The organism is Nocardioides sp. LHD-245, assembly GCF_030929495.1.
Classification (GTDB): domain Bacteria; phylum Actinomycetota; class Actinomycetes; order Propionibacteriales; family Nocardioidaceae; genus Nocardioides.
This window is the reverse complement of record NZ_JAVFWN010000011.1, coordinates 250,222-273,632: the sequence shown is the minus strand read 5'-3', so window position 1 is coordinate 273,632 and position 23,411 is coordinate 250,222. Positions and strand designations below refer to the sequence as shown.

25 protein-coding genes and 1 tRNA gene are annotated in these 23,411 nt (G+C 71.3%); 10 read left to right on the top strand and 16 right to left on the bottom strand.

Translation table 11 applies throughout. From position 1 onward, the window contains the following. Positions 1-132 precede the first annotated feature (132 nt). Complete coding sequence (locus tag RB608_RS17610) at positions 133-1,122, top strand: alpha/beta fold hydrolase (protein WP_308089362.1); 990 nt, start codon at positions 133-135, stop codon at positions 1,120-1,122. Between the two features lie 29 nt (positions 1,123-1,151). Then, a complete protein-coding gene (locus tag RB608_RS17605) occupies positions 1,152-2,153 on the top strand; it encodes an SLC13 family permease (RefSeq protein ID WP_308089344.1) in 1,002 nt (333 codons plus the stop codon). On the opposite strand, the gene lipA is transcribed toward RB608_RS17605, so the two are convergent. The 9 genes from lipA to RB608_RS17560 are packed head-to-tail and all read right to left on the bottom strand — an operon-like array spanning position 2,150 to position 10,080. Further along, complete coding sequence (gene lipA, locus RB608_RS17600) at positions 2,150-3,085, bottom strand: lipoyl synthase (RefSeq protein WP_308089343.1); 936 nt, start codon at positions 3,083-3,085, stop codon at positions 2,150-2,152. The two genes, RB608_RS17605 and lipA, sit on opposite strands and share 4 nt — an antisense overlap. Further along, positions 3,085-3,726 carry a 2-oxo acid dehydrogenase subunit E2 gene (locus RB608_RS17595; protein WP_308089342.1) on the bottom strand — a complete coding sequence of 214 codons (642 nt, stop codon included), beginning with the start codon at positions 3,724-3,726 and terminating at the stop codon, positions 3,085-3,087. The genes lipA and RB608_RS17595 overlap by 1 nt, the downstream gene beginning before the upstream one ends. Next, positions 3,723-4,559 (bottom strand): ATP-binding cassette domain-containing protein, encoded by an 837-nt coding sequence (locus RB608_RS17590; RefSeq protein ID WP_308089341.1) that lies wholly within the window; start codon positions 4,557-4,559, stop codon positions 3,723-3,725. Before RB608_RS17590 ends, RB608_RS17595 begins: the two co-directional genes overlap by 4 nt. Beyond that, positions 4,543-5,493 carry a hypothetical protein gene (locus tag RB608_RS17585; protein ID WP_308089340.1) on the bottom strand — a complete coding sequence of 317 codons (951 nt, stop codon included), beginning with the start codon at positions 5,491-5,493 and terminating at the stop codon, positions 4,543-4,545. The genes RB608_RS17590 and RB608_RS17585 overlap by 17 nt, the downstream gene beginning before the upstream one ends. Before the next feature lie 13 nt (positions 5,494-5,506). After that, the gene (locus tag RB608_RS17580; protein WP_308089339.1) at positions 5,507-6,484 is read right to left on the bottom strand and encodes an ABC transporter substrate-binding protein; all 978 of its coding nucleotides are present in this window, start codon (positions 6,482-6,484) and stop codon (positions 5,507-5,509) included. A gap of 59 nt (positions 6,485-6,543) precedes the next feature. Beyond that, positions 6,544-7,887 (bottom strand): aspartate aminotransferase family protein, encoded by a 1,344-nt coding sequence (locus tag RB608_RS17575; RefSeq protein WP_308089338.1) that lies wholly within the window; start codon positions 7,885-7,887, stop codon positions 6,544-6,546. After that, positions 7,884-8,870 carry a transketolase C-terminal domain-containing protein gene (locus tag RB608_RS17570; RefSeq protein ID WP_308089361.1) on the bottom strand — a complete coding sequence of 329 codons (987 nt, stop codon included), beginning with the start codon at positions 8,868-8,870 and terminating at the stop codon, positions 7,884-7,886. The genes RB608_RS17575 and RB608_RS17570 overlap by 4 nt, the downstream gene beginning before the upstream one ends. A gap of 5 nt (positions 8,871-8,875) precedes the next feature. Beyond that, complete coding sequence (locus RB608_RS17565; protein ID WP_308089337.1) at positions 8,876-9,841, bottom strand: thiamine pyrophosphate-dependent dehydrogenase E1 component subunit alpha; 966 nt, start codon at positions 9,839-9,841, stop codon at positions 8,876-8,878. Further along, complete coding sequence (locus RB608_RS17560) at positions 9,838-10,080, bottom strand: biotin/lipoyl-containing protein (protein ID WP_308089336.1); 243 nt, start codon at positions 10,078-10,080, stop codon at positions 9,838-9,840. Before RB608_RS17560 ends, RB608_RS17565 begins: the two co-directional genes overlap by 4 nt. 169 nt (positions 10,081-10,249) lie before the next feature. On the opposite strand from RB608_RS17560, the gene RB608_RS17555 reads away from it, so the two are divergent. Further along, a complete protein-coding gene (locus RB608_RS17555) occupies positions 10,250-10,951 on the top strand; it encodes an FCD domain-containing protein (RefSeq protein WP_308089335.1) in 702 nt (233 codons plus the stop codon). 57 nt (positions 10,952-11,008) lie between these two features. On the opposite strand, the gene aceE is transcribed toward RB608_RS17555, so the two are convergent. Continuing rightward, positions 11,009-13,804, bottom strand: coding sequence for a pyruvate dehydrogenase (acetyl-transferring), homodimeric type (aceE, locus tag RB608_RS17550; RefSeq protein ID WP_308089360.1), 2,796 nt, complete (start codon positions 13,802-13,804; stop codon positions 11,009-11,011). 280 nt (positions 13,805-14,084) lie between these two features. On the opposite strand from aceE, the gene RB608_RS17545 reads away from it, so the two are divergent. From RB608_RS17545 to RB608_RS17530, 4 genes are all read left to right on the top strand, one after another. Then, on the top strand, positions 14,085-14,462 hold the full coding sequence (locus RB608_RS17545; RefSeq protein WP_308089359.1) for a DUF3052 domain-containing protein: 378 nt from the start codon (positions 14,085-14,087) through the stop codon (positions 14,460-14,462). Positions 14,463-14,484: 22 nt separating this feature from the next. Continuing rightward, positions 14,485-16,185: an AMP-binding protein gene (locus RB608_RS17540; protein WP_308089334.1), complete on the top strand. Its 1,701-nt coding sequence runs from the start codon at positions 14,485-14,487 to the stop codon at positions 16,183-16,185. 8 nt (positions 16,186-16,193) lie between these two features. Next, positions 16,194-16,682, top strand: a complete 489-nt coding sequence (locus tag RB608_RS17535; protein ID WP_308089333.1) for a peroxiredoxin — start codon at positions 16,194-16,196, stop codon at positions 16,680-16,682. A gap of 307 nt (positions 16,683-16,989) precedes the next feature. Next, positions 16,990-17,064, top strand: a tRNA-Val gene (locus tag RB608_RS17530). Between the two features lie 37 nt (positions 17,065-17,101). On the opposite strand, the gene RB608_RS17525 is transcribed toward RB608_RS17530, so the two are convergent. Both RB608_RS17525 and RB608_RS17520 read right to left on the bottom strand, forming a co-directional pair. Further along, positions 17,102-17,677, bottom strand: coding sequence for a TetR family transcriptional regulator (locus RB608_RS17525; protein WP_308089332.1), 576 nt, complete (start codon positions 17,675-17,677; stop codon positions 17,102-17,104). Beyond that, on the bottom strand, positions 17,674-18,198 hold the full coding sequence (locus RB608_RS17520; protein WP_308089331.1) for an FBP domain-containing protein: 525 nt from the start codon (positions 18,196-18,198) through the stop codon (positions 17,674-17,676). Before RB608_RS17520 ends, RB608_RS17525 begins: the two co-directional genes overlap by 4 nt. Before the next feature lie 115 nt (positions 18,199-18,313). On the opposite strand from RB608_RS17520, the gene RB608_RS17515 reads away from it, so the two are divergent. Beyond that, a complete protein-coding gene (locus RB608_RS17515; RefSeq protein ID WP_308089330.1) occupies positions 18,314-18,928 on the top strand; it encodes a hypothetical protein in 615 nt (204 codons plus the stop codon). Here the strand turns inward: RB608_RS17515 and RB608_RS17510 are convergent. Further along, positions 18,918-19,304, bottom strand: coding sequence for a hypothetical protein (locus RB608_RS17510; RefSeq protein ID WP_308089329.1), 387 nt, complete (start codon positions 19,302-19,304; stop codon positions 18,918-18,920). The two genes, RB608_RS17515 and RB608_RS17510, sit on opposite strands and share 11 nt — an antisense overlap. Positions 19,305-19,428: 124 nt before the next feature. Here RB608_RS17510 and RB608_RS17505 point away from each other — a divergent pair, with 124 nt between their 5' ends. Continuing rightward, on the top strand, positions 19,429-19,857 hold the full coding sequence (locus RB608_RS17505; RefSeq protein ID WP_308089328.1) for a hypothetical protein: 429 nt from the start codon (positions 19,429-19,431) through the stop codon (positions 19,855-19,857). Between the two features lie 6 nt (positions 19,858-19,863). Next, complete coding sequence (locus tag RB608_RS17500) at positions 19,864-20,742, top strand: serine/threonine-protein kinase (RefSeq protein WP_308089327.1); 879 nt, start codon at positions 19,864-19,866, stop codon at positions 20,740-20,742. Between the two features lie 129 nt (positions 20,743-20,871). On the opposite strand, the gene RB608_RS17495 is transcribed toward RB608_RS17500, so the two are convergent. The 3 genes from RB608_RS17495 to RB608_RS17485 are packed head-to-tail and all read right to left on the bottom strand — an operon-like array spanning position 20,872 to position 23,391. Further along, complete coding sequence (locus tag RB608_RS17495) at positions 20,872-21,555, bottom strand: response regulator transcription factor (RefSeq protein ID WP_308089326.1); 684 nt, start codon at positions 21,553-21,555, stop codon at positions 20,872-20,874. Continuing rightward, a complete protein-coding gene (locus RB608_RS17490) occupies positions 21,540-23,003 on the bottom strand; it encodes a HAMP domain-containing sensor histidine kinase (RefSeq protein ID WP_308089325.1) in 1,464 nt (487 codons plus the stop codon). The genes RB608_RS17495 and RB608_RS17490 overlap by 16 nt, the downstream gene beginning before the upstream one ends. Then, positions 22,993-23,391, bottom strand: coding sequence for a hypothetical protein (locus RB608_RS17485; protein ID WP_308089324.1), 399 nt, complete (start codon positions 23,389-23,391; stop codon positions 22,993-22,995). Before RB608_RS17485 ends, RB608_RS17490 begins: the two co-directional genes overlap by 11 nt. Between the last annotated feature and the right edge of the window lie 20 nt (positions 23,392-23,411).

The following is a 23,411-nucleotide window of genomic DNA, read 5'->3' as shown; positions in this document are numbered from 1 at the left end:
CGCCAGCCTATTGCGCGGTGCGCCGACCGGTTCCGGAGGCGGGGTGTCGAGCGCCCGGGCACCGTGGTTGAATCGGGCACGACCGCTAGCAGGAGCAAGCATCTGCTAGCCGAGCGCGGAGGGGGCGTGGTGATGTCGGTGGGGAGCGAGGACGTCCGGTACGTCACGCTGCACGGCAAGCGCCGCGCGTACGTCCGCAAGGGCTCGGGGCCCGCGGTGCTGCTGCTGCACGGTCTCGCCTGCGACCACACGACCTGGACGCCGGTGATCGACGAGCTGGCCGAGCGCTACACCGTGATCGCTCCCGACCTGCTCGGGCACGGGCTCTCCGACAAGCCGCGCGCCGACTACACGCTGGGCGGCTACGCCAACGGGATGCGGGACCTGCTCACCGTCCTCGGCATCGACAAGGTCACCGTCGTCGGGCACAGCTTCGGCGGCGGTGTCGCGATGCAGTTCGCCTACCAGTTCCCCGAGCGCACCCAGCGGGTGATGCTCGTGTCCACCGGCGGCCTCGGCGGCGAGGTGACCCCGATGATCCGGCTGATCCAGGTGCCGGGCTGGTTCCGGGCCGTCGGGCTGCTGACGCTGCCCGGGATCCGTCACGTCGAGACCCTCGCCCTGCGGGCGGCGTCGGGACATCTGACCTTCGGGCCGCTGCGCAAGTACACCCGCGACCTCGACGAGGTCGCCGACATCGTCGAGTCCTGGAAGGACCGGCGCACCCGGTTCGCGATCCGTCACCTGGTCCGGGCCGTCATCGACTGGCGCGGCCAGATCGTGACGATGTCCGACCGCGCCTACCTGAGCGAGGCCATGCCGATGGCGGTGCTGTGGGGCATCGAGGACCAGGTGATCCCGGTCGCGCACGCCGAGAACGCCCGGGCGCTGGCCCCCGACGTGCGCGTGGACGTGCTGGCGGACGCCGGCCACTTCCCGCACAAGGACCACCCCGACGAGTTCGTGCGGCTGCTCGACGACTTCATCTCGACGACCGAGCCGGCGTCGTACAACCGGGCGCGGTTCCGGCGGATGCTCAAGGCCGGTGCGACGGCGCCGCTCGGGCCGCTGGCGGCCGTCGCCGCGGCCGAGGCCCGCGACGAGGCGGTCGCGCCCGCCTGATGTCCTTCTGATGTCTGTCTGATGGCCCTGTGCTCACCACGCTGACCAGCGTCCTCTGCCTGCTCGCGGTGGTCCGCGCGCTGGACGGGGTGCACTTCTTCGGCGCCGTCGCGGAGCGCATCGTCGAGCTGCTGCGCACACGCCGCTCGCTGGTGCTGGGCCTGGTCCTCCTGACGTTGCTGGCCTCGATGCTGATCACCAACGACATGGCACTGCTCACCCTGCTGCCACTCACCGCGGTGACCCTGCGCGTGACCGGGAACGACGACCTGCTGGCCTATACCTTCGTGATGGAGACGGTCGCGGCGAACCTCGGCGGCATGATCACGCCGTTCGGCAGCCCGCAGAACCTCTACCTCTACCAGCACTATGCGCTCGGGATCGGCGACTTCCTGCGGATCATGGCGCTGCCCTTCGCGGCGTCGGTGGTGCTGATCGTGCTCGCCTGTCTGCCGGTACGACGCACCCCCCACGAGCCGGTCGCCTTCCCGCACCGGATGGCGGTGGGCCGGAGCCTGCTCTACCTCGCGCTGTTCGCGGCGACGGTCGCGATCGTGCTGCGGGTGCTGCCGTGGTGGGCGGGTATCGGTGTGGTCGCGGTGCTGCTCGTGGCCGACCGGTCGGCCCTGCTGAAGGTCGACTACCTCCTGCTCGGGGTCCTCGCCCTCTTCTTCGTGGTCGCCGAGGCCCTCGCCCGGGTGCCGAGCGTCGCCTCGGCCCTGGGCGAGCTGCTCGCCCACGACCCGCTGCTGGTGAGCGCGCTGGCCAGCCAGGTGCTGTCGAACGTCCCGACGGCCGTCCTCGCCGCGCCGTTCACCGCCGAGCACGCGCAGCTGCTGGTCGGCGTCAACGTCGGTGGGGTAGGGACGGTCGTCGCGTCGCTGGCGAGCCTCATCGCGCTGCGCCAGTACGCCGCGCTGCGGCCGGGGGAGACGGCCACCTTCCTGCGCCTCTTCACGACCGTCAACGTGGTGTTCCTGCTCGTCCTGCTGGTTCTCACCCGCGGGGCGGTCGCCGCCGGGTGGATCTAGCGAACCCGCTCCAGCCGGGCCCGGCGAGCGGTCCGGTAGAGCCGTCCGGCTCGGTACGACGAACGGACGAGGGGTCCGGACAGGACGCCGCTGAAGCCGATCTGTTCAGCTTCGGTGGCGAGTTCGACGAACTCCTCGGGCTTGACCCAGCGTTCGACGGGGTGGTGGCGCACCGAGGGGCGTAGGTATTGGGTGATGGTGAGGAGTTCGCAGCCGGCGTCGTGGAGGTCGTGGAGTGCTTGGGAGACCTCCTCGCGGGTCTCGCCCATCCCGAGGATGAGGTTGGACTTGGTGACGAGTCCGAAGGCGCGGGCCTGGGTGAGGATGTCGAGGGAGCGCTCGTAGCGGAAGGCGGGGCGGATTCGTTTGAAGATGCGGGGGACGGTCTCGACGTTGTGGGCCAGGACCTCGGGGCGTGACTCGAACACCTCGGTGAGGAGGTCGGGGATCCCGTTGAAGTCGGGGATGAGGTTCTCCACGCCGGTGTCGGGGTTGAGGTCGTGGATGGTGCGGACTGTTTCGGCGTAGAGCCAGGCGCCGCCGTCGGGGAGGTCGTCGCGGGCGACGCCGGTGATGGTGGCGTACTTGAGGCCCATGGTCTGGACGGATTCGGCGACGCGGCGGGGTTCGTCGCGGTCGAGGGGTTGGGGTTTGCCGGTGTGGATCTGGCAGAAGTCGCAGCGTCGGGTGCATTGGTCGCCGCCGATGAGGAAGGTGGCTTCCTTGTCCTCCCAGCACTCGAAGATGTTGGGGCAGCCAGCTTCTTGGCACACGGTGTGGAGGCCTTCGGACTTCACCAGTTCGTGCAGCGCGGTGTACTCGGGGCCCATCTTGGCCTTGGCCTTGATCCAGGACGGCTTGCGCTCGATCGGGGTCTGCGCGTTGCGGACCTCCAGGCGCAGGAGCTTGCGCCCCTCCGGCAGAGCGGTCATCAGGCCTCCCGCTCCAGCAGCGCGCGCAGCTCGTGCGCGTACCGCCCGGCCTCGGCGCCGTCGATCACCCGGTGGTCGAAGGTGACCGTCAGGTTGAGCATGCGGCGTACGGCGACCCCGCCGGCCAGCGCGACCACCCGGTCGGTCGCGCGGTGCACCCCGATGATCGCGGTCTGGGGCGGGTTGATCAGCGGTGTCGCGAGGACGCCGCCGCTCTTGCCCGGACTGGTCACGGTCACCGTGGCGCCGCTGATGTCGCGGGCGGGGATCCGCCCGGCCCGGGCCCGCTCGGCGAGGTCGGCGACCTGCGCGGTCAGCTCCTCGGGGGAGTAGGAGAGCGGGTTGCGCAGCACCGGGACGACCAGCCCGCGCGGGGTGTCGACGGCGAACCCGACCGCCACGTCGTCGAAGGCGAGGATCTCGTCGCCGACGACGTGGGCGTTGAACAGTGGGTGCGCGGCGGCGAGCTCGGCGACGGCCCGGCACACGTGCGCGAGCAGGAGCCGCAGGTCGACGCGGGAGACGTCGCACTCCTCGACCACGTGCACCCCCGGGATCTGGGCGTGGGACTGGGCCATCCGATCGGCGATCGCCTTGCGGATGCCGGTCAGGGGAGTGCGGGTCACCGCGGCCGTCGTCATGCCGGGCTGCTCTCGGCGAGCAGGCTGGCGTCGGACAGGCTCCCGCCGGACAGCGCGGCGAAGCGCTGCTGCAGGTCGCGCGGCGTGATCCCGGTCAGCTCGTCGCCACACACGTCCACGACGATCGTGCCCTGGTGCATCATCAGCAGCCGGTCGGCGTGGTCGAGCGCGTGCTTCATGTCATGGGTGACCATGAGTGTCGTGATCCCGCGCTCGCGGATCAGCCGCTCGGTCGCGGCGTTGACCCGGGCCGCGCTGTTGGGGTCGAGCGCGGCGACATGCTCGTCGAGCAGCATCACCGCCGGGGACCCGAGGCAGGCCATGGCGACCGCGATCGCCTGCCGCTGTCCGCCCGAGAGCGAGCCGGAGATGGCGCCGAGGCGATCCTCCAGCCCCATCCCGAGCGGCTCGAGGAGCTCCTGGGCCGCGGCGCGCACCTTGCCGGGCGACGTACGACGCAGGGGGAACCGCCCGCGCCGCCCGGCCAGGGCGAGCGCGAAGTTCTCCTCGATGGTCAGGTTGGAGACCATGTTGTCCTGCGGATTCTGGCGAACCCGGGAGACCAGGCCGATCCGGCGCCACGACGGCAGTGTGGTCACGTCCTGGCCGCGCACCACTACATGGCCCTCGTCGGCCAGCAGGTTGCCGGCGATCATTGCGAGTGTCGTGGACTTCCCGGCACCGTTGGACCCGATGATCGAGACGAAGGTGCCGGCCTCCACCTCGAGGCTGAGGTTGTCGACCGCGGTGACCAGCTCGCGGCCGGGCGCGATGAAGCGCTTGGTGCACCCGCTCAGTTGCAGGTCGAGGGTGGGGTCAGATGAAGCTCGCAACACGATCCTCCTCGTAGTACCGGGTACGGGCGATCCGGCTCTGGCGGCGGCCGGTGGCGGTGAGTGTGCTCAGCCAGCTGCGGCCCTGGCTGCGGACGGCGATGACCACGACGACGACCGCGGCGGTGAGCAGCTGGAGCAGGTTGGGGTTCAGGCCGATCTGCAGCGACGTCGCGACCGCGAACCGGTAGACGACGACGCCGGCGACCAGCGCCACCAGGATCGGCAGCACCCGGCTGGACCGGGTGAAGCTGAGGCCGAGCATCATGCCGGCCAAGCCGATGACGATGACGCCGTTCTGGATGGTCACGTCCATGAAGCCCTGGTTGTGCACCACCAGCCCGCCGGAGAGCGCGGCCAGCGCGTTGGCGACGGCGAGACCGACGGCCTGGCGCAGCTCGGTGCGGACGCCCAGTCCACGAGCGGTCTGGATGTTCTGGCCGGTGGCGACCAGGGACAGCCCGTAGTCGGTGCGCAGGAACCAGAGCAGGACCGCGACGAGCAGCAGCGCTACTCCGGCACCGGTGAGGATGGTGCCCTCGCGGTAGGTCAGGCCGACACCGTCGGCCCAGGAGAACGCGGTGGTGGTGCCGAACAGCGACAGGTTGCCGGAGCTCATGATCACCAGGCACATCGAGTACGCCGCGGTGGCCACCAGGATGCTCGCGAGCAGCACGTTGAGTCGCAGCTTCATGTGCAGCAGTACGGTGACCAGCCCCGTTGCGGCCCCCGCCAGCATGGCCACGCCGAGCGAGACCACGGGATGCTGGCCGTTGATGGTGAGCACCGCGGCCGTCGACCCGCCGACGCCGAAGGAGCCCTGCAAGGTGAGGTCCGGGAGGCTCATCACTCCCATCGCGAGGTAGATGCCGAGCACCAGGGGGACGTAGAGCAGCCCCACCTGGACGGCGATCTCGATGAGGTTCCAGATCATGTGCTCCTCCTGGTCACTGCGTGGTGAGCGCGGCGTCGAGGATCTCCGCCGGTACGTCGATGCCGAGCTCGGTGAGCTTGGTCCGGTTGAGGTCGAAACCCCCGGTCTCGGGGACGACGACCGCGGTGGTGGCCGGGTCGGCACCGTCGAGGACGGCCAACACCAGCGTGGCGACCTCCTTACCGACCACCTCGTAGTCGTAGGACGAGGAGATGACGGCACCGGCCGCCACCGCCTCGCCGGTGCCGCCGTAGACCGGCAACTTCGCGTCGTCAGCGACCTTCATCAGACCCTCGACCGCGCTGATCGTGGTCGTGTCGCCGGGGATCTCGATCGCGTCGACCTTCCCCACCAGGCTCTGGGCCGCCTGGGTGATGTCGGAGCCGTTGCTGATCGTCGCCTCGACGTACTCGACGCCGAGCTCGTCGAGGTGCGCGCGGGCCTTGTCGGCCTGGGCGTCACCGGCGGGGTCGCCGAGCTTCCAGATCAGGCCGACCTTGTCGAGGTCGGGGATGAGCTGCTTCATGGCGTCGATGTCCGGCACCGGGTCGATGACGTCGGCGACGCCGGTGACGTTGCCGCCGGGCTCGTCCATCGATGCGACCAGCTCGGCGTCGACGGGCGTCGAGGACGCGGCGAAGACGATCGGGATGTCCTTTGTCGCGGTCGCCATCAGCTGGGAGGCCGACGTGCCGACGGGGACGATGACGTCGCAGCCGCCGGAGATGAACTTCTGCGCCAGCGTCTGCTCGGTCGCGGCGTCCGCGTTGGGATTCTGCACGTCGAGCTCGAGCCCGTCGTCGATGGCGTCGGCGAGGCCGGCCTTGATGCCGGTGAGCAGGTCGTCGATGACGGTGGCGGTGGCGTACTGGTCGACGCAGACCTTGGCGTCGCCGGCGTCCCTGGCGCCTCCACCGCCGTCCTCGCCGCAGGCGGCGAGCGTCGTGCAGGCGAGGGCGGAGGCGGCCAGGGCGAGGTAGGTGCGCTTCACAGGGACTCCTTGGTGGTGGGTGGAACCCGAGGGCCGTCCGGCGTGGGCCGGCGGCGTGGTCATCCGATCTCCGCGGCCACGGCGGCCACGGCCTCGGCGAGGACGGCGACGGTGCGGTCGACGTCGGCGCGCTCGAAGATGTAGGGCGGGCAGATGCCGAACCGGTCGCCCCGGTAGCCGTCGGCATTGCCACTGAAGGAGGGGTTGATCAGCACCCCTCGCTCCTGACATGCCCGCGCGATCCGCTTGTTGACGCCGAGCTCGTAGGGGAACGGCTCTTTGGTCGTGCGGTTCGCCACGACCTCGATGCCGGCGAGCATCCCGAGTCCGCTGACCTCGCCGACCATCGGGTGGTCTCCGATCGCGGCCCGGATCTCGGAGAGCAGGTAGTCGCCGACCTCGCCGGCCCGGGCGACCAGGTCGTGCTTGCGGATGTGGCGGAGCACGGCGAGCCCCACCGCGCACGAGAGCGGGTTGCCGCCGTAGGTGAAGCCATGCTCGAACATGCCGCTGCCCTGGGCGACCGCGTCGTAGATCTCATTGCGGGCGATCACCGCGCCGAGCGGCGAGTATCCGCTGCTGATGCCCTTGCCGCAGGTGATCAGGTCGGGCACGACCCCGAAGTGCTCGACAGCGAAGTTGCGCCCGGTCCGGCCCATCCCGCTGAGCACCTCGTCGACGATCAGCAGGACGTCGTACCGGTCGCAGATCTCGCGGACCCGCTCGAAGTAGCCCTCGGGCGGGACCATGCCCATCGCCGCCGCCCCGACCACCGGCTCGGCGATGAACGCCGCGACGTGCTCGGGACCCTCGTTGAGGATCACCCGCTCGACGTCGTCGGCGCACGACAGCGTGCAGGTGCCGGCCTGGGCGCACAGGGTGCAGCGGTAGCGGTACGGCGGGGCGGCGTGTGCGAAGGGCAGCAGCATCGGCGCGTAGCCGACCCGCCGCATCACGTGGCCGGTGGCGGAGAGGGCCCCGAGGGTGTTGCCGTGGTAGCTGCGCCAGCGGCCGACGATCTTGTGCTTGGACGGCTTGCCGGACTCGACGAAGTAGTGCCGGGCGAGCTTGATCGCCGTCTCGTTGGCCTCCGAGCCGCCGGAGGTGAACCGGACATAGTCCATGCCCTCGGGCGCGAAGTCGGCGAGCTCGCGGGCCAGCTGCTCCTGCGGCTCGCTGGTGAACTGGCCGCAGAAGCTGACCTTGGCGGCCTGCTCGGCCATCGCGTCGAGGACGTCCTGGACGCCGTATCCGATGCTGATCACGATATTGCCTCCGGAGGAGGCGTCGAGATAGCGGTTGCCGTCGACGTCCCACACGTGGACGCCGGCGGCGCGGTCGACCACCGGGGCGGTATGGACCAGGTCGCGGTGGAAGACCTGGCTGGCCGGCAACGTCCTCATGCGGTCACGGTTCCTCTCATGGTCGAGCGCAGCGTGCGGGCGGCGTGGGCGATGTCGGCGACGGACGGGACGAACGCGGTCTCGAGGGAGGCGGCGAAGGGCACCGGGGTCGCCGGCGGCTGGAGCAGCCGGACGGGGAAACCGGTGCGACCCAGGGGAGTGTCGAGGAGGCCGGCGCACAGTGCCGCGGCGGGACCGGAGCCCGGCCAGGACTCCTCGACGACGATCAGCGCGCCGGTCCGCTCGGCGCTGGCGCGGGCCAGGCCGACGTCGAGGGGAGCGACGGAGCGCAGGTCGACGACCTCCGCCTCGACGCCTTCCTTGGCCAGCTCGGCCGCGGCCCGCAGCGCGCGCTGGACCATCAGTCCGGATGCGACGACGGTGAGGTCGGTGCCGTCGCGGCGTACGGCGGCGGCACCGAGCGGTATCACCAACTCAGGGTCGACCTCCGCACGGGCGCCGTGCAGGAGACTCATGTGCTCGAGTACGACGACGGGGTTGGCGTCGCGGATCGCGGAGCGCATCAGCGAGTAGGCGTCCTGCGGGGTGGTCGGCATCGCGACCTTGAGCCCGGGGAAGGACATCAGCATGCCGACGCAGCTCTCGGCGTGACCGCGGTGCGGGCCGACGCCGCACTTCGCGCGGACGACGAGCGGCACGGTGACCTGGCCGCGGGTGCGGAAGGCGACCGAGGCGCCCTCGAGGGCCAGCGGGGTCATCGTCAGCGCGAGGAACTCGGCGAACATCAGGTCGACGATCGGGCGGCTGCCGGCCATCGCGGCGCCGACCGCCGTGCCGACCATGGCGGCCTCGGAGATGGGCGCGTCGATGACCCGGCCCTGGGCGCCGAAGGCCTCCCACAGGCCCTTGGCCGACTGCATCGGGCCGCCGAAGACGCCGATGTCCTGACCGATCAGGTAGACCGACGGGTCCGCGGCCATCTCGTCGGCGACCGCGGCGACGATCGCCTCGCTCATCGTCATCCGGGTCACGAGGCGCTCCTCAGCTCGGGCCGCACGTCCTCCGCGAACGCGCTGACGGTCGGGGTGATCTCCTCGTCGTCGCGCTCCTTCGCCTCGGCGACGATGGCCTCCAGCCGGGCGTGGGTCGCGGCGCTGTGCGCCTCGGCCTCGGCAGGGTCGAGGACGCCGTGGCCGACGAGCAGTTGCTGGAGCCGGGCGATCGGGTCGCGCTCGGCCCAGGCCGCCACCTCCTCGGGGGTGCGGTAGGTCTCGGGGTCGTTCATGTAGTGCCCACCCATCCGGTAGGTCAGCGCGTGCACGAACGACGGTCCCGCACCGGCACGGGACCGGGCCACCGCCTGGCCCACGGCCTCGCGGACGGCGAGCACGTCGTTGCCGTCGATGTCGGTCGCGACGATGCCGAGGGCGCGGGCCCGGTCGGACACCCGCTCGCCGGCCAGCGCCACCGCGGACGGCAGTGAGGTGGCGTACTGGTTGTCCTGGCACACGTAGACGATCGGCAGCGCGAGCATCGCCGCGAGGTTGAGGGACTCCGCGACGATCCCACTGTTGGCCGTGCCGTCGCCGAAGCTGCAGACGGCCACCGCGCCGGGGGAGGTGCGGGCCAGGTGCAGGGCGGCACCGGTGGCGTAGGAGACGGACGTGCCGAGCGAGCCGGAGAACATCCCGATCGAGCGGGGGCCCGGGGTGGGGCAGATGTCCCCGCGCCAATGCCCGCCGGAGTCGCTGCCGCGGGTGCCGAAGACGCCGGCCGCGAGGGTCTCCGGGGACGTGCCGCGCTGGAGAGCGACCGCGCAGGTGCCGCGGAAGTGTGGTGCCACGACGTCATCGGGGCCGAGATCGGCGTACGCGCCGACGAAGACGGCCTCCTCGCCGCGGGCCTCGTGCCAGTGGCCGTTGTGCCGGCACATCGCCTGGTCGAAGGCGCGCGCCTCGACCATCGCCTGCCAGAGCGCGAGCTCGGTGGTCATGCGGGCGCGCCGATCTCGGCGATGACCTGGCCGATCCGGACGGCGTCCTCGGGCTCGACGTGGAGGGCGGTCACGACGCCGGCGACCGGGGCCTCGATCTCGAGGTTGACCTTGTCGGTCATCACCTCGGCGATCGGCTCGCCGGCGGCGACCGTGTCGCCGACGGCGCACAGCCAGGTCGCGAGGACGGCCTCCTCGACGCCGTCGCCCAGCTCTGTGATCGAGACGGAAGTGCTCACCGAAGTCCTTTCGGTCGGGGGCAGGGGTTGCTAAGGTGGTGTTACCGCTTGATCAAGTGGTACTACCAATTGAGTGAATAGTGATCTGGCCCACGACCGGATGTCAAGGGGGTCGGCGAAATCCGGGCCCGGCTACAGTCGCTGCGCCCCCAGCAGGAAAGGCCCACGCATGTCGATCGAGAACGACGCCGGCTCGCTCAGCGCGCTGTTCGCCGACGACCCGCTCTCCGTCGCGCTCGGCGAGTTGATCCAGCAGATGCGCCCGGGCGACAAGCTCCCGAGCGAGCGGGACCTCGCGGTCCGCCTCGACGTCAGCCGGACCGCGCTGCGCGACCGACTCGGCATGCTCGAGGGCCTCGGCGTGCTGCGCCGTCGTACCGGCGCCGGGACCTTCGTCGAGACGCTGCGTCCCGACGCCCTGGCCTTCGCGCTCAACCTCGCGATCAGCAGCTCGAACCTCCCGCTGGCCTCGCTGGAGTCGGTGCGGATCGCCCTGGAGCGGCAGGCCGCCGCCGAGGCCGCCCGCCGCGCCGACCCCGTGCTCATCGCCTACATGAAGCGCGCCATCGACACCATGGCGGCCACCGAGCTGCGCGTCGACGTGCTCGCCGCCGACCGCGCGTTCCACCAGTCGTTGCTGCGCGCGGCCGGCAACCCGTCGCTGACGTTCTTCGCCGAGGCGCTCTCCAGCGTGCTCACCAAGGACCTCGCCGAGCGCAGCGAGCGACTCACCCAGGAGCCGCTCAGCACCTCCCGCCAGGCACTCCTGGTCGACCACCACACCCGGATCTACGACGCCATCCTCGCCGGCGACCCGGAGGCGGCGATGCGGGCCGTCGACGAGCATTTCGACGCCATCGGGAACAGCTGAAATACGTCGTGCGGGACCTCCCGGAGGAGATCCCGCACGACGGGCCGACGGACGGGGTCAGGCGTCGCCACCCTCCTGGAGCACGCCGGAGACGGCGGTCGGGTCGTCGATCCGGTAGCGCTCGACCGCCTCCTTGACCCTCGCCGGATCGATCTCGCCGGCGTCGGCGAGCGCCGCGAGCGCCCGGACCACGACCGACTGGGCGTCGACCTGGAAGAACCGGCGCGCGGCGGGACGGGTGTCGGCGAAGCCGAAGCCGTCGGCGCCGAGGACGTGGTAGCCCGCCGGGACCCACTGCGCGATCTGCAGCGGCACCGCCGTCATGTAGTCGGAGACCGCCACGACCGGCGCCTGCGCGGCCTGGCCACCGGCCAGGACCTCGGTGACGTACGGCGTGCGGTGGGCCTCGCCCGGGTGGAGCAGGTTCCACTTCTCGGTCGCGATGCCGTCGCGGGCCAGCTCGTTCCACGAAGTCACCGACCAGGTCTCCGCCCGGACGCCCCAGTCGTCGGCGAGGATCCGCTTGGCCTCGTCGATCCACGGGAAGCCGACGCCCGACGCGAGCAGCCGCACGGCCGGGCCCTGCCCGGCCTCGGTGTCGAGCCCGCTGACGCGGTACATGCCCTTGAGCAGGCCGGCGACGTCGAGGTCCGCGGGCTCGGCCGGCTGCGTGACCGGCTCGTTGTAGACCGTCATGTAGTAGATGACGTCCTCGCCGCGCGGGTGCTCGGCGCTGGGGCCGTACATCCGCTCCAGACCGGCTCGCATGATGTGTCCGACCTCGTAGCCGAACGCCGGGTCGTAGTGGACGACGGCGGGGTTGGTCGCGGCCAGCAGCGGGGAGTGCCCGTCGGCGTGCTGCAGGCCCTCGCCGGTGAGGGTGGTGCGGCCGGCGGTGGCGCCGATCAGGAAGCCGCGCGCGAGCTGGTCGGCCATCGCCCAGATCGAGTCGCCGGTGCGCTGGAAGCCGAACATCGAGTAGAAGATGTAGAACGGGATCATCGGCTCGCCGTGGGTCGTGTACGACGATCCGGCGGCGGTCGCCGAGGCCATCGCCCCGGCCTCGGAGATGCCCTCGTGCAGCATCTGGCCCTGCGCGGACATCTTGTACTGCAGCAGCATGTTGCGGTCGACGGACTCGAACTGCTGGCCGTGCGGGTCGTAGACCTTCGCGGACGGGAACATCGCGTCCATGCCGAAGGTGCGGTACTCGTCGGGCGCGATCGGGACGATCCGCGGCCCGATGCCCGGGTCCTTCATCCAGTCCTTGAGCAGCCGGACCGCGGCCATCGTGGTGGCGACCTTGTTGTTGCCGGCGCCCTTCTTGAGCTCGGCGTACACGCTGTCGCCGGGCAGAGTGAGCATCGTCGATCGGTCGACCCGCCGGGGGAGCGACCCGCCGAGCTGGCGGCGCCGCTCCATCATGTACTCGATCTCCGGCGAGTCGGCGCCCGGGTGGAAGAAGGGCGCGGCGCCGGTGGCCTCGTAGGCCGACTCGAGGTCCCGGTCGCTGATCGGCAGGTAGAGCCGGTCGCGGAACTTCTTGAGGTCTTCCTGGGTCAGCTTCTTCATCTGGTGGGTGGCGTTCTTGCCCTCGAGGGCGTCGATCGTCCACCCCTTGACCGTGTGGGCCAGGATCACCGTCGGCTGCCCGACGTGCTTGGTGGCGGCGTCGAAGGCGGCGTACACCTTGCGGTAGTCGTGGCCGCCACGGGGCAGCTTCTCGATCTGCCGGTCGGTCATGTGCTCGACCATGGCGCGCAGCCGCGGGTCGGGACCGAAGAAGTGCTCCCGGTTGTAGGCGCCGGACTCGACCGAGAAGGTCTGGAAGGCGCCGTCGGGCGTGGAGTTCATCTGGTTGACCAGCACACCGTCGACGTCGCGGGCGAGCAGGGCGTCCCACTCGCGGCCCCAGATGACCTTGATGACGTTCCAGCCCGCGCCGCGGAAGTTGGCCTCGAGCTCCTGGATGATCTTGCCGTTGCCCGTGACGGGGCCGTCGAGCTGCTGGAGGTTGCAGTTGACGACCCAGGTGAGGTTGTCGAGCTCCTCCCGGGCGGCGATCCGGATCGCGCCGAGCGACTCGGGCTCGGCCATCTCGCCGTCGCCGAGGAACGCCCAGACGTGCTGCTGGCTGGTGTCCTTGATGCCGCGGTTGTGGAGGTAGCGGTTGAACCGGGCCTGGTATATCGAGTTGATGCCCGTCAGGCCCATGGAGACCGTGGGGAACTCCCAGAAGTCCGGCATCAGCCGCGGGTGGGGGTACGACGGGAGGCCGGCGCCCTTGCCGTGCTGGACCTCCTGGCGGAAGCGGAACAGCTGCTCCTCGCTCAGCCGGCCCTCGAGGAAGGCGCGGGCGTAGATGCCGGGAGAGGCGTGGCCCTGGATGAACAGCTGGTCGCCGCCGACCACCCCCGCATCGGAGACGGCGTCCTTGCCGCGGAAGAAGTGGTTGAAACCGACCTCGTAGAGGGAGGCGCTCGACTGGTAGGTGGCGATGTGACCGCCGACCTCGAGGCCCTTCCGGTTGGCGCTGGAGACCATCACGGCGGCATTCCAGCGGATGAACGCCCGGATCCGGCGCTCGACGTCCTCGTCGCCGGGGAACCACGGCTCGCGCTCGGGCGGGATGGTGTTGATGTAGTCGGTGCTGCGCAGCGCCGGCACGCCGACCTGGGCCTCGCGGGCCCGCTCCAGGAGGCGCAGCATGACGTAGCGGGCGCGCTCGCGACCGCGCTCGTCGACCAGCGCGTTGAACGAGTCGATCCAGTCCTGGGTCTCGTCGGGGTCGATGTCGGGAAGCTGGGTCGGCAGGCCCTCGTGGATGACGGAGGGCGTCGACGCCGCGCGCACGGCCGGGGTGGTGCCGTCGGAGTGGGTGTCGGAGTGGGTGTCGGAGGTCACGTGCCCCATCGTTGCACCTCGTCGATGGGCGGAAAATCTACCCGTCAGTACACGAAGTGGGCCGTTCTGCGGCCGGAGGGTTGCGCCGCGCACCCTGACTCCGCTGGACTACTCCCCAACCCGCACGCTGTGGGATGTTCGTCGTACCCGAAACCCTGGAGGAAACACCGTGACTTCGACCGCCACCGGCGGCACCAGCTCATCCGGCCCGACCGGACCCGCCGAGAGGATGGGCCTCAAGCAGGGGCAGGTGGTCCAGGAGCTCGGCTGGGACAACGACACCGACGACGAGTTGCGTGTCGCGATCGAGGACGCCATCGACGGCGACCTGGTCGACGGCGACTACGGCAATGTCGTCGATGCGGCCCTGCTGTGGTGGCGCAGCGACGACGGCGACCTGGTCGACGGCCTCGTCGACGCGCTCACCGACCTCGTCGGCGGCGGGGTGATCTGGCTGCTGACCCCCAAGATCGGGCGGCCCGGTGCGGTCGACGCGGCCGACATCGCCGAGGCGGCACCCATCGCCGGCCTCTCGCAGACCACCGCCGCGGCCGTCAGCAAGGACTGGGCGGCGACTCGTCTGGTGGCGCCGAAGTCGGTCACCTGACGCGGTGGGCTTGAATAGGGGCATGGGCAAGCTCTCCAACCGGCTCACCGGCCGGGTCAAGGACGCCGGCACCAGCCTCAAGATCCTGACCGAGTCGGGGATCGTCCGCCCGTACTCGCCGCTGGTGGTCGCGGGCATGGCGAACGCGCTGCGCCAGTGGAGCACCACGCCCGCGGGCGGGTTCAAGACCATCGCGCTGCGGATGCCGACCCGGACCGCGGTCATCGACGAGCGCGGCTCGCTCACCTTCGGCGAACTGCAGGCGCGCACCAACGCGCTGGCCCACGGCCTGCGCGCCCGCGGCGTCCGGCCCGGCGACGGCGTGGCCGTCATGTGCCGCAACCACCGCGGGTTCATCGAGGCGTCCATCGCGATCAGCAAGCTGGGCGCGGACGTCCTCTACCTGAACACCGCCTTCGCCGGGCCCCAGCTGGCCGACGTGATCGCCCGCGAGAAGCCGCGGGTCGTCGTCCACGACGAGGAGTTCACCGGACTTCTCGCCGGAGCCGACATCGCCGACCGGGTGCTCGGCTGGACCGACGGTGACGCGGGTGAGGACAGCATCGAGGGCCTGATCGCGGCCGGGCTGGCCGCGGGACGGACCGAGGACCTCGCGCCGCCCGCCGGCAAGGGCCGCACCATCATCCTGACCTCGGGCACGACCGGTACGCCGAAGGGCGCGCCGCGCCCCCAGGGCGGCCTGCCGGCGGCGATCTCGCTGCTGTCACGGATGCCCTTGCGCAGCGGCTGGAAGTGCCACGTGGCCGCGCCGCTGTTCCACACCTGGGGCTTCGCGCACTACCAGCTCGCGATGATGCTCGGCACCACGCTGGTGCTGACGCGTCGGTTCGATCCCGAGGACGCCCTGCGGATCCTGCACGAGGAGGAGTGCGAGTCCTTCGCGGTCATCCCGGTCATGCTGCAGCGCATCCTGGCCCTGCCCGCCGAGGTGCTCGACCGCTACCCGCTGCCGCATCTGGTGGCGGTCGCGTCGTCCGGCTCCGCGCTCCCGGGCGATCTGCCGACGCAGTGGATGGACCGCTTCGGCGACAACCTCTACTCCGTCTACGGCTCGACCGAGGTCGCCTGGGCCTCGATCGCCTCCCCGCAGGACCTCCGCGAGGCACCCGGCACCGCCGGACGGCTGCCGCACCAGACCATCGTGCGGATCCTCGACGCCGACGGACGCGAGCTGCCGGTGGGGGAGTCCGGACGGATCTTCGTCGGCAACAGCCTGCAGATCGAGGGGTACACCGGCGGCGGCGGCAAGGAGATGATCGACGGCCTCATGTCTTCCGGCGACGTCGGCCGCTTCGACGCCGAGGGTCGGCTGTACGTCGAGGGCCGCGACGACGAGATGATCGTCTCCGGTGGCGAGAACGTCTTCCCCAAGGAGGTCGAGGACTGCCTCGCCGCCCACGAGCGGGTCGCCGAGGTCGCTGCGATCGGCATCGACGACCCCGACTTCGGCAAGCGGCTGCGTGCCTTCGTCGTGCGCGTCCCGGAGACGGAGCCGGTCTCCGCCGACGAGCTCAAGGAGCTCGTCAAGGAGAGCCTCGCCCGGTTCAAGGTCCCTCGCGAGATCGTGTTCCTCGACGAGCTGCCCCGCAACGCCACCGGCAAGGTCCTCAAGCGCGAGCTCGCCGCGTTCGACCCCGCCGACGGCTCCACCGACAGTTCCGAGGGCTCCGAGGCTCCCGGGGCTCCCGGGGTCACCGCGTGAGGCCGGACGTGGCAGGTCCCGCCAGCGCCGCGACCGGCATCGAGATCGGCGGTCTCGCCCCCGACTTCACGCTGCGCGACCAGTTCGGGCAGGACGTCACGCTGTCGTCGTACCGCGGGGTGAAGGCGGTGGCGCTGGTCTTCTACCCCTTCGCGTTCAGCGGCGTGTGCAGCGGGGAGATGCACGGCATCCGCACCCGGCTCGACGAGTTCTTGACCTTCGACACCGAGGTGCTGGCGATCTCCTGCGACCCGGTCTACGCCCTGCGGGCCTTCAGCGACGCCGACGGCCTCAACTTCGGGCTGCTCAGCGATTTCTGGCCGCACGGCGAGGTCGCGCGGGCGTACGGCGTCTTCGATGAGCGCGGCGGGAGCCCCGAGCGGTCGTCGTACGTCCTCGACAAGGCGGGCCGCCTGACCTGGGCCGTCCACAACCCGAAGCCCGCCGCGCGGAGCGCCGACGACCTGCTCGACGCGCTGCGCGCGGCCGCGGGCTAGGCCGTTCGGCCCGCTCGCCTAGTCCATTTGGGTCATTTTTCAACTATTTCGGCATGATCGGTTGGAAGGACCGGACGAGGCCGGTACTGTTCATCTCGTTGAGCCGCTGGTGACCCGAGACGCCAGCGGCTCAGCTTTTTTTGGCGCGAGCGTGTCGGAGATCGAGCTCGCCGCACAGACCTCGCTGCGCTCGGCCTGCGGCCGTCGCTCAATGCGGCTGCGCCGCCGTCCGCCACGCTGCGCCGCCGCCGCGCTCGCCAGGCGTTTCGGCGCGGGGCCGGGGCTTCGGTACGCTGTCCCGGCTTCGGGGCGTATAGCTCAGCGGTAGAGCCCCTCGCTTACAACGAGGTGGTCGGGGGTTCGATCCCCTCTGCGCCCACCACGGCCGAGACCGGCCTCTGGTCGGCGCAGTGGGCCGGTCAGCTGGTCTCGGCGTCGATCGCCGAGCGCATCACGACCTGGACCGGCACCGGTGGGGTGCCGTGGATGCGGGTCGTCCCGGCGAGCCCGACGCCCAGCATGAGCAGGCGGCCGGCGGCCGGGCGCGCCTGCGCCGGGTCGGGGCGGCGGGTCGACAGGATCGAGGCCAGGACGTCGGTGAGCTGGGCGAGCGTCTCCAGATAGCTGGCGCCGACGAGGGGGCGCAGCTGGGCGTGCGCCCCGGCCTCGGCCCACCGCGCGAGGGCGGTCCCGTCGCCCGCTTCGTCGCCCTCCTCGCTCAGCAGGTCGCCGAAGAACAGGGCGAGTGCCGCCCTCGCGTCGAGACCGGCGACCTCGTCGCGGTAGGCCTCGATCTCGGCCCGCGCGAAGTGGCTCCATGCCTCCGCTGCCAGCTCGTCGGTCGACGCGAAGTGGTGGTGGATCTGGCCGGGGGAACCGCGGAGCTCCTCGGCGACGATCCGAGCGGTCACCGCGCTCAGGCCGCCGCGGGCCACGACGGCGGCGGCCGCCGCCACGATGGACCGGCGTCGCTCGGCTCGGGCCAGGTAGCTCATCGGCCCGGCCCTCGGGGCACGCCGGTCGTGTCCGGCACCGAGCGCAGGAAGTCGATGGTGCGGGCGCGCAGTCCGCTGCGTCGGTTCTCGATGATCTGCTCCGGTGGTGGGTCGTGAGGGCCGGTGGTCGGCGTGCGGTGCACATTACGGACGCAGTCCAGATCCGTGCACAGCAGGAGGCCCACGGTGCTCAGGCGCCGGCGCTTGTCCGTGGACGCGCGCGGAGCGGTGAAGAGCGAGACCTCGTTGAACCTGCGGGTGAACCGGCACAGATCGCACATGACGGCGCGCGAGGCGAGCGCGGCCTGGCTGGGGTTCTGGCGCAGGACCATGCCCTGGGCCCGGCCATCGACGTCGGCGACCAGGTAGGCGCGCTGATACGCCCGGGTGTCCCGCCAGCCGAGGTAGTCGATCCGCTCCCACCGGGTGTCGTCGAACCAGGCGGGCAGCCGGACCCCGGCGGTGGCGGGGTACAGGTTCACGACGCAGCGACGGACCTCGTCGCGGGTCAGGGGACGCATCGGGGTGCCTTCCGGAGTGAGTTGTACATGGATACAAATTGTATCAATGTCCAAATCTAGCTCGACCAGCACGGACGCGCGAATATTGCCAACAGGTCGGCAGAACTGTGCCAGGGTGACCGCCATAAACCGCTCCGCCCCCCGTGCCCTCCTCGCCCTGCTCCTGTCGCTCGTGGTGACCGGGGCCGCTGTCGCGGTGGCGGCACCTGCGCAGGCCGACCGCTGGACGTACGACGACGCGGCCGGCGACGTCACGACGCAGGCGGTGACCGACACCTCGATCACCGTTACACCCCTGCCTGAGCAGGCGAACGGGGACATCGTCCAGGTGACGGGCACGCACAAGGCCCGGAAGGTGAGCATCACCATGCGGATGCGCGCGCCGCTCACCGGGCCGTTCATGATCAGCGCGATGCTTCGCGTCCCGGGCAAGCGGTTCATGGTGATGTCCCCGAAGATGCCAGGGTTCTCCAGCACCGAGTTGATGGAGCTCTCGATGGACGAGGACGCGTCCCGCTGCCGCGGGATCAAGCGCACCGTCGGCGCCGACCGCCTGTCAGTGCGGATCGCGGTGCCGCGCTCGTGCCTGGGCAACCCGCGGTGGTTCAAGTTCGGCGCGGTGCTGACGACCGTCGCCCTCTTCACCGACGCGAGCTACGACGACGACGCGCTGGCGACCGGGATGTCGCTGTACGGCAACGCGACGATGTCGCCGAAGATCAAGCGCTGACCCGGTTCCTGCGTTCCCGGACCCGGGAGCGCAGGACAGCGATCGCGACGCCGAGCCCGGCCAGGCCGCCGACGCCCATCAAGACGATGCCCTGCCGGTAGCGGGTCCGGCCGGCCTCCCGGCACTTCGCCGCGATCGACTCGCCGTTGAGCGGTGGCTCCCCGCCCGGGAAGTTGTCGGCTCCGTCGAGCACGGTGTGGAACGGCGCCAGGCAGGTGGCGGGCTCCTCGGCGGCACCTCGTGCCTGCCGCCCCTCGTCGATCGTCGGGTGGATGACGGTGAGGAGGAAGCCCACGATCGTCACGACGACGGCGGTGCGGAGGACCCACCGGCGCGGAACCCGGCGGCGGTGCTCCTCAGACCGCATCGCGTCCATGGCCGAACTGTAGGACACGCCCCGATGAGAACCCTCTCATCGGGGACTCATGCCTGCCTCACGCCCACTCGGGAGGGTTGCGGTGTCGACGAGGAGTCGGCACCCACCGATCGAGGAGGAACCCATGAAGAAGCCCCTGATGCTCGCGATCAGCGGCCTGGCCGGCGTGACGGCGACGGGCGTCGCGGTCAGCGTGCTGGCGTGGCCCGCCCAGGCGGGCGGTGAGACGAAGGTCGCGGTCAAGCGCGAGCAGGACACGCCGGACATCGTGCTCGTCGCCGATGACGACGACCCGGACGGCGACGACCTCCGGGCCCGGGCCGCCGATGACGACGACACCAACGCGACGAACCAGGACACCCGGACCGCCAACACGGCCAACACGGCCAACACGCGCAGCGACCGCAGCCGGACCGGCAACCGCAGTGGCCGTGACAACAGCCGCACCGGCCGGGCCAAGGCGGACTGGACCAACGACGGCCCCGGTCCCAAGACCCGCGACTGGTCGCGCAACCACACCAACGACCGTAGCCGCAACAACACCCGGGGCTGACCTTCGATGAGCGCCTCGCTGTCGTCCTGGGACCTCGCCGAGGGTGACGCGATCACCCCCGAGCTGACCGCGTTGCGGCTGCTCGGGGGTGGCTCGGCCTACGAGGCCTACCTCGCCTTCGACGAGATCACCTACGGCCCGGTCGTGGTCAAGGTGGTGCGCCCGGCGGAGGCCGGCGACGAGCACACCCTCGACAACCTGGTCCGGGAGGCGACCGCTCTCGACGTGGCCCACCACCCGGTCACGGTCCGCGGCCTGCGGTACGACGCCGGCGGGCCGCGGCCGCACCTGGTGCTCGAGCACGTGGAGGGCCCCAGCCTGGCCGGGCTGATCCGCCGGCACCGGCGGCTCTCGCCGCAGCAGTACCTGCCGCTGGCGGTCGACCTCGCCTCGGCGCTGCACTTCTTCCGGCATGCCGACGTGTGCCATCTCGATCTCAAGCCCAGCAACGTGATCATGGGCTCGCCGGCGCGGCTGATCGACTTCTCCGTCGCCCGCCAGGCCGCCCAGGCGGCCGAGATCACCGGTCACATCGGCACCGACGCCTATATGGCCCCCGAGCAGGCCGCCCCCGGGGCGGCGTACGGCGTGCCCGGTCATGCCAGCGACCTCTGGGGCCTCGGGGCGACCCTCTTCCACGCGATCGCGGGCTACCGCCCGTTTCGCGACGGGGATCCGGACGCGCCCGAGGCCCGGGACCGCTTCCCGCAGCTCCTCGAGGCGCCGGCGGAGCTGCCCGACGACGTACCCGCCGCGGTCGCGAAGGTGGTCCACGCGCTGCTCGAGCCGGACCCGGCGTCCCGACCGCTGCCGCGGGAGGTGGCCGAGGCGCTCGAGCCCGAGATCGCCGCGCTGCCCGCGCCCCGGCTGCACTGGAAGGGTTGAGTCGTCACCTCTGACCCGTTGAGTCGTCATTTTCGACCTGGCGAGCGGCCACTCCGTGTGGGCACTCCTGTCCGCAACTGACGAGTCGACAGGTCAGATCCGACGACTCAACAGGTCAAACCCGACGACTCAACGATCGAAGCGGTAGCCCATCCCGCGCACGGTGGTGATGGCGCGGGCGCCGAGCTTGCGGCGGAGGTAGCCGACGTACACGTCGACGACATTGGAGCCGGGGTCGAAGTCCAGGCCCCACACGTGGTCGAGCAACTGCTCGCGGGAGAGCACCTGGCCGGCGTTGCGCAGGAAGATCTCGGCGAGCGCGAACTCCCGGGCGGACAGCTCCACCTCGTCGCCGGCCACGCTCGCGCGGCGGGTGCGCAGGTCCAGCTCGATCCCGCCGGCCGAGAGCTGGTCGCCGGTCCCGTTGGTCGCGGTGGCCGCCGTGGCGGCGGTGGCCTGGCGCAGGCGCAGCCGGACCCGGGCGCTGAGCTCGGCGAACCGGAACGGCTTGGGCATGTAGTCGTCGGCGCCGCCCTCCAAGGCGGTGACCGTGTCGGTCACCGAGTCCCGGGCCGTGAGCACGATGACGGGGACCCGCGAGCCCTGCGAGCGCAGCTGGTCGAGCAGCTCGAAGCCGTCGATGCGGGGCAGGCCGATGTCGAGCACGACCAGGTCGACATCGCCCGCCAGGGCGTGGTCGAGACCCGTCGCGCCGTCGGCGGCCACCGTGGTGCGGTGTCCCTCGGCCCGCAGGCCCTTGGCGACGAAGGACGCGATCCGCTCCTCGTCCTCGACGATCAGGATGTGGGCCATGGGGCTCCCTTCGGGGCCGCGGCGCCGTCGGGGGCGTCCACGGGGAGGGCGGCGGGCAGGACGACGGGCACGTCGAGCACGAACCGTGCACCGGGACCGGCCCGGTGCGGGTCGACGTACGCCGCCCCGCCGTGGGCCTGCGCGATGGCGCCGACGATCGACAGGCCGAGCCCGAACCCCTCGTCGCCGGGAGGCACGGCAGCGCGACCGAACCTGCCGAAGATCCGCTCCCGGTCCTCCGGGGCCACGCCCGCGCCGTCGTCGTGGATCCAGCAGCGCAGGAGCGGGCCGACGACGGCCGCGCCGATCGCGATCCGGCCACCGGGCACGGTGTGCTTGACGGCGTTGTCGGCCAGGGCCAGCAGGGCCTGGGTGATCCGCTGGCCGTCGACCACCACCTCCGTCGGCAGGTCGGGGGAGGCCTCGAGGACCCAGTCCCGCCGGCCGAGAGCGCTGGCCTTGCTGAGCACGGAGGCGAGCAGTGCCGACGGGTCGGTGGGCCCGGGGGAGAGGAAGTCCGGCCGATCGCTCTTGGCCAGCATGATCAGGTCGCCGACCAGCCGCGCCATCCGGTCGACCTCGTCGAGCAGCAGCGTCCGGGTCTCGGCGACCTCCTGAGGGCTGCCGACGTCGAGCAGTTCGAGATGGCCGCGCAGCACCGTGAGCGGGGTGCGCAGCTCGTGGCCGGCGTCGTCGAGGAACTGCCGCTGACCGGCGAAGGCATGCTCGAGCCGGTCCAGCATGCCGTTGACGGTGCGGGTGAGCGCCGTGATGTCGTCGTTGCCGCGCTCGGGCAGCCGGCGCGACAGGTCCGTGGCGCTGGTCGCTTCGGCGGCCACGCGCAAGGTCCGCAGCGGGCGGAGCAGCCGCCCCGACACCCACGCCGCGGTCCCGGTCACGAGGACGGCAGACAGCGCGGCGACGAGCGCATAGGTGCGCATGGTCTGGAGGAGCTCGTCGCGGTCCTCAGCGAGGAAGGTCGCCACGAGCAGGGCGCCGCGCTGGCTGCCCTGGGTGACCGGCTGGGCGGTGATGCGTACGTCGCCGCGGTCGGTGTCGAGATAGGTCGTCCCGCCGTCGACGACCAGCGGGGCCACGGCCTCCAGGAAGGCTGGGTCCTGGACCAGGGAGTCCTTCGGGAACTGGACCAGCCGGCCGTCGCCGATCCAGCCGACGAGCAGCTCGTCGTCGTCGGGAACATTGCGCTTGAGGAAGCCCTCCAGCAGGTCCTGCACGGAGGTGAAGTCGCCGGTGCGCTGCAGCGCGACGAACTCGTCGAGCTCCTGCTCGACCTCCCGTTGCACGGCGTCGGTGACCGCGCGGTTCTCGACCCAGTAGACGATCAGGCCGGCGCCGGCGAGTGCGACCGTCACGAGGAGCGCCACGGCCGCGGTGATCCGGGTCCGGACCGAGAGCCCCGCCCGATCCGGACGGCGCTCAGTCGTCATCGGGCTCGTCGGGCTCGTCCGGGGCGTCGTCCTGGTCGGGGTGGTCGTCGCGATCGCCCCGGTCGTCGCGGTCGTCCCCACCGCGCCGGTCATCGCCCCGACCCCACCGGCCGTCGTCGCGGCCGTCGTCATCATCATCGTCGTCGTCATCGTCGATCTCGGGCTGCGGCGTGATCACCGTGGCCCGCGACGGGGTGGGCTCGCTCGCGGGCGGGGTGGGCGGCGAGGCCGGTGGCGCGGGGGTCTCGCCGGGCGGCAGGGAGCCGAGGTCGAGGGGAGGTCGCGGATCCGGCTCGTCGGCTCCGGCACGCACCACGGCCGCGACGACGAACCCGGTCAGCAGCAACAGCGCCGCGACCGGCAGCAGCACCTTCCCCACCCGGCTCATGACGCCACCATCCTGCCCGA

What these genes read in the sequence shown, in the direction of transcription:
- RB608_RS17595 (WP_308089342.1), bottom strand. Translation starts at nt 3,726, where the DNA reads ATGACGACGGCCGCGGTGACCCGCACTCCCCTGACCGGCATCCGCAAG.
- RB608_RS17545 (WP_308089359.1), top strand. Translation starts at nt 14,085, where the DNA reads ATGGGCCTCAAGCAGGGGCAGGTGGTCCAGGAGCTCGGCTGGGACAAC.
- RB608_RS17520 (WP_308089331.1), bottom strand. Translation starts at nt 18,198, where the DNA reads ATGCGTCCCCTGACCCGCGACGAGGTCCGTCGCTGCGTCGTGAACCTG.
- RB608_RS17540 (WP_308089334.1), top strand. Translation starts at nt 14,485, where the DNA reads ATGGGCAAGCTCTCCAACCGGCTCACCGGCCGGGTCAAGGACGCCGGC.
- RB608_RS17555 (WP_308089335.1), top strand. Translation starts at nt 10,250, where the DNA reads ATGTCGATCGAGAACGACGCCGGCTCGCTCAGCGCGCTGTTCGCCGAC.
- RB608_RS17575 (WP_308089338.1), bottom strand. Translation starts at nt 7,887, where the DNA reads ATGAGGACGTTGCCGGCCAGCCAGGTCTTCCACCGCGACCTGGTCCAT.
- RB608_RS17610 (WP_308089362.1), top strand. Translation starts at nt 133, where the DNA reads ATGTCGGTGGGGAGCGAGGACGTCCGGTACGTCACGCTGCACGGCAAG.
- RB608_RS17485 (WP_308089324.1), bottom strand. Translation starts at nt 23,391, where the DNA reads ATGAGCCGGGTGGGGAAGGTGCTGCTGCCGGTCGCGGCGCTGTTGCTG.
- RB608_RS17585 (WP_308089340.1), bottom strand. Translation starts at nt 5,493, where the DNA reads ATGATCTGGAACCTCATCGAGATCGCCGTCCAGGTGGGGCTGCTCTAC.
- RB608_RS17505 (WP_308089328.1), top strand. Translation starts at nt 19,429, where the DNA reads ATGAAGAAGCCCCTGATGCTCGCGATCAGCGGCCTGGCCGGCGTGACG.
- RB608_RS17490 (WP_308089325.1), bottom strand. Translation starts at nt 23,003, where the DNA reads ATGACGACTGAGCGCCGTCCGGATCGGGCGGGGCTCTCGGTCCGGACC.
- RB608_RS17570 (WP_308089361.1), bottom strand. Translation starts at nt 8,870, where the DNA reads ATGACGATGAGCGAGGCGATCGTCGCCGCGGTCGCCGACGAGATGGCC.
- RB608_RS17510 (WP_308089329.1), bottom strand. Translation starts at nt 19,304, where the DNA reads ATGGACGCGATGCGGTCTGAGGAGCACCGCCGCCGGGTTCCGCGCCGG.
- RB608_RS17525 (WP_308089332.1), bottom strand. Translation starts at nt 17,677, where the DNA reads ATGAGCTACCTGGCCCGAGCCGAGCGACGCCGGTCCATCGTGGCGGCG.
- RB608_RS17500 (WP_308089327.1), top strand. Translation starts at nt 19,864, where the DNA reads ATGAGCGCCTCGCTGTCGTCCTGGGACCTCGCCGAGGGTGACGCGATC.
- RB608_RS17565 (WP_308089337.1), bottom strand. Translation starts at nt 9,841, where the DNA reads ATGACCACCGAGCTCGCGCTCTGGCAGGCGATGGTCGAGGCGCGCGCC.
- RB608_RS17495 (WP_308089326.1), bottom strand. Translation starts at nt 21,555, where the DNA reads ATGGCCCACATCCTGATCGTCGAGGACGAGGAGCGGATCGCGTCCTTC.
- lipA (WP_308089343.1), bottom strand. Translation starts at nt 3,085, where the DNA reads ATGACCGCTCTGCCGGAGGGGCGCAAGCTCCTGCGCCTGGAGGTCCGC.